The organism is Microseira sp. BLCC-F43 (assembly GCF_041929235.1).
Classification (GTDB): Bacteria; Cyanobacteriota; Cyanobacteriia; order Cyanobacteriales; family Aerosakkonemataceae; genus Microseira.
In genome coordinates this window covers 1-3,320 of record NZ_JBHFNP010000139.1, presented here as the reverse complement: position 1 = coordinate 3,320, position 3,320 = coordinate 1, and the positions used below count along the sequence as shown (strand labels likewise).

At 47.9% G+C, this 3,320-nt stretch carries 6 protein-coding genes; 2 read left to right on the top strand and 4 right to left on the bottom strand.

All coding sequences use genetic code 11. From position 1 onward, the window contains the following. Nucleotides 1-363: 363 nt before the first annotated feature. Both ACE1CM_RS19645 and ACE1CM_RS19640 read left to right on the top strand, forming a co-directional pair. Nucleotides 364-1,041 carry an ABC transporter ATP-binding protein gene (locus ACE1CM_RS19645; RefSeq protein ID WP_374879537.1) on the top strand — a complete coding sequence of 226 codons (678 nt, stop codon included), beginning with the start codon at nucleotides 364-366 and terminating at the stop codon, nucleotides 1,039-1,041. 204 nt (nucleotides 1,042-1,245) lie between these two features. Then, nucleotides 1,246-1,797, top strand: a complete 552-nt coding sequence (locus tag ACE1CM_RS19640) for an NYN domain-containing protein (RefSeq protein ID WP_374879535.1) — start codon at nucleotides 1,246-1,248, stop codon at nucleotides 1,795-1,797. 130 nt (nucleotides 1,798-1,927) lie between these two features. Here the strand turns inward: ACE1CM_RS19640 and ACE1CM_RS19635 are convergent, their stop codons facing one another. The 4 genes from ACE1CM_RS19635 to ACE1CM_RS19620 form a co-directional block, all read right to left on the bottom strand. Next, nucleotides 1,928-2,251, bottom strand: a complete 324-nt coding sequence (locus tag ACE1CM_RS19635) for an RNA-guided endonuclease TnpB family protein (protein WP_374879541.1) — start codon at nucleotides 2,249-2,251, stop codon at nucleotides 1,928-1,930. Nucleotides 2,252-2,265: 14 nt separating this feature from the next. Continuing rightward, nucleotides 2,266-2,691, bottom strand: a complete 426-nt coding sequence (locus ACE1CM_RS19630; RefSeq protein ID WP_374879534.1) for an RNA-guided endonuclease InsQ/TnpB family protein — start codon at nucleotides 2,689-2,691, stop codon at nucleotides 2,266-2,268. After that, complete coding sequence (locus tag ACE1CM_RS19625; protein ID WP_374879533.1) at nucleotides 2,619-2,909, bottom strand: hypothetical protein; 291 nt, start codon at nucleotides 2,907-2,909, stop codon at nucleotides 2,619-2,621. Before ACE1CM_RS19625 ends, ACE1CM_RS19630 begins: the two co-directional genes overlap by 73 nt. A 67-nt stretch (nucleotides 2,910-2,976) precedes the next feature. After that, nucleotides 2,977-3,168, bottom strand: coding sequence for a hypothetical protein (locus ACE1CM_RS19620; RefSeq protein ID WP_374879539.1), 192 nt, complete (start codon nucleotides 3,166-3,168; stop codon nucleotides 2,977-2,979). Nucleotides 3,169-3,320 lie beyond the last annotated feature (152 nt).

Here is a 3,320-nt window from a genome sequence, read left to right as displayed (position 1 = left end):
CTTTCTGTTCCATACAGTCGCGAGGGTCATCGACCATTAATATAGTATCATTGATGTAGATATTGTGTAGATGGTTATGACTAAAAAGGGATTGAATTTAAGGATAACCGAGCGTAGGCTCAATAAGCTAAGGCTATATGCAGCTGACAAAGAAAAGACGATGACTCAATTGGTAGAAGATTGGATTGACCGATTACCAAGCCCGGAGATTGGCGATTCCTCAACCACCCCACTCTCTAATCAACGTGACGGTTGATATTGGTCGGGGATGGTTTCGTCATCGCCCATTTCATCTCAACACCTCCCTTCGGGTAGGTGTGAGCCTTCTTGTTGAAATAGGTAAACGCTGTTATTAGCGATCGCATGACACAAGCAGCCATTCAAGTAACCGATCTGTGCTTTAGCTGGCCTAAAGGCGACAAGATTTTACAATCTTGCTCGCTGGAGGTTCCCAAAGGCGAATTTTGGATGCTTTTGGGAACCAATGGCAGCGGTAAATCAACGTTGCTGAGGTTGCTGGCTGGCTTGTTGCTTCCTCAGTCGGGTAACATTCAAATTGCTCAGCCAGTAGGTTTCGTCTTTCAAAATCCCGATCATCAATTAGTAATGCCCACCGTTGGGGCAGATGTGGCTTTTGGGTTAGTAGAGGAAAATCTTTCCCCACCTGCGGTGCGCCAGCGGGTAGAAGAAGCGCTGACAGCAGTCAATTTACTAGCCTTGCAGCGACGGCCTATTTATGCTTTGAGTGGGGGTCAAAAGCAGCGAGTGGCGATCGCGGGCGCTATTGCCCGTCGCTGTGAAGTTTTACTTTTAGATGAACCCACTGCGTTACTCGATCCAGATAGTCAGTTAGATCTGGTGGCTGGGGTACAGCGTTTGGTCAAAAGTCAAGGCATCACCGCCCTATGGGTAACTCACCGCCTCGATGAGTTGAATTACTGCGATGGTGCTTTTTTATTAGAACAAGGCCAAGTTGTAGACTCTGGCGATCCAAACCGCTTAAAGCAACGTCTGATGCAAGTCGAGGAAATTAGCTCCTAGTGCAGGTGTGCGGGTGTGCAAGGGAGAATGTCTATTCAAATTCTCCTCTGCTCACCTGCCCCTCTGCTCACCTGCCCCTGGGCCCTTCTGCCGACAGAAAATGCATATTTGTGGGATTATGTCAACCGAAGTAACACTTTGATTACTATGGAGATATGAATTAATATCGAAAACGTTAAGTTTAGAAAACTTTGGCGTTGAAAAATGACATCCCCACCGCCGTCAGCAGTTTTGCTAGTAGACGGCTACAACATAATTGGTTCGTGGAATAAGCTGATCTATACCCGCGATCGCAAAGGTTTAGAAGCAGCCCGCTGGGAGTTGGTTGAAGCCCTGACAAGCTATAGCGCTTTTCAGGGCTTTGATACTAAAGTCGTGTTTGATGCCCATTACCGCGATACCCCCGGCAATAACGAGGTGATTACAGAGAATTTATCTGTATACTACACCGAATTTGGGCAAACCGCAGACACTTTTATCGAAAAATCCTGTGCTGTACTGCGCCACCAGTTGCTCCCATTGCAGCGGCGGCTGATTGTTGCCACATCGGACAGGGCGCAGAAGCTAACAGTCGTGGGCTATGGTGCCCAATGGATGTCAGCGCAGGAACTGGCATACGAAATCGAATCAACGGCGCAGCGCCTGCGGCGGAAACATCAACCGCGCAAACAATCCAGCGGTCGTTTTTTAGCCAATTCCCTAGATGACAAAGCACGGCGACGCTTAGCTGAGTTGCGGATGGGATGGAAAGATTGACAAGAAACCTTTACCGATTAATTTTCAGAGCTAACCGAGTTGACATCCTCTCCCGTTAAGCTTCGCTATAACGGGAGAAACCCAAACCTCACGATTTGGGTTTCTGTTTCCTTCGCTTACAGGTTTTTCGCTACCGCGCTTTAGACTCATCCCTATCAGGTCTTACGTTCGCGACGGAGTCTATCACCGCAAGCCCTGCGGCAAGAATATTGTTTGCGGCATTGATGTCCCGGTCGTGGTGCGTCCCACATTCAGGGCAGTTGCACACCCTGACATCAAGCGGCAATTTATCGACAATGTGACCGCATTTCCCGCAGCGTTTAGTACTGGGAAACCAACGGTCAATTTTAACCAGTGTCCGACCGTACCACTGGCATTTATATTCCAGCTGCCGTATCAATTCAGACCAGCTTGCATCAGCAATAGCTGCACTGAGCTTACGGTTTTTCAACATGTTCTTCACGAGCCTTACTCCTCGACGGCAAAGGGTTGGTTTTCGCGCACCAATCGAGTGGTCAACTTGTGAAGGAAATCAATTCTTGCGTCAGCAATGGCTGCGTGAATCCGAGCAACTTCATGCCTTGCTTTCTCTCTATTGTTGGAGCCTTTTACTCTACGACACAGAGCTTTTTGAGCTTGCCTCAACTTAAATCTAAGGCGTTTGAAATGTTTAGGATTAGCAATCTTTTCGCCATCACTCGTGGCAATCAACGAGGTAATTCCCGCATCAATTCCTACGGCTTTATCGACTTGGGGCAATGCCTTAACGGTATAATCATTTACCACCAAGGCGACAAACCAGCGTCCCGATGCATCCAGTTTTACTGTAACAGTAGACGGCTCACACCCTTGGGCAGAGTCCGACTCCAACGGATGGGCAAGTTTTGAGAACATTTTGCCAACCACAGTTGTCCATCCTTCCATTTGAAGGCAGAACGGGTAAACTCGGCGCTGCCACCACTTCGCTTCTTTTTAAAGTTTGGGTAAGATTCACGACCTGCCCAGAAGTTGCTAAACGCTTTTTGCAGGTTTCTCAATCCCTGCTGAAGTGGAACGCAACTCACCTCGTTGAGGAATTGCCAGTCTTCTTGCTTCTTCGATTGAGTCAGCATCGGAGGGAACCCGTTCTTGTCGCTCTTACCAAGCTTGTGTGCGAGTATGCAGCGCTTTGTTGTTGAACTAAGCCAGAGCGTCACCTCTCTGACTCGTCTTCAGAACCGGACGTGAGACTTTCACCTCATCCGGCTCCTCAGTTACTTGGTGCTTGTCACCCATACCAACCATATCCTGAGCAGTTTTTAAGTCGTGGCAGTGTCGCTGGAGTAATTGCTTATTGTCTTTGGAATTTTTACCCCCATTGCTTGTAGGGATAATATGGTCGCTTTCTCATAAGTCTCCATCGAGAAAGTGCAATCCACAGTATGCACATTTGCCTTTTTGTTTCTTTAACATAAAGGCTTTTTCTGGTGGCATTTCTGGGTGCAATCCCATAGGACTACTCGAGTATGTTAAGTCTCCGTCAA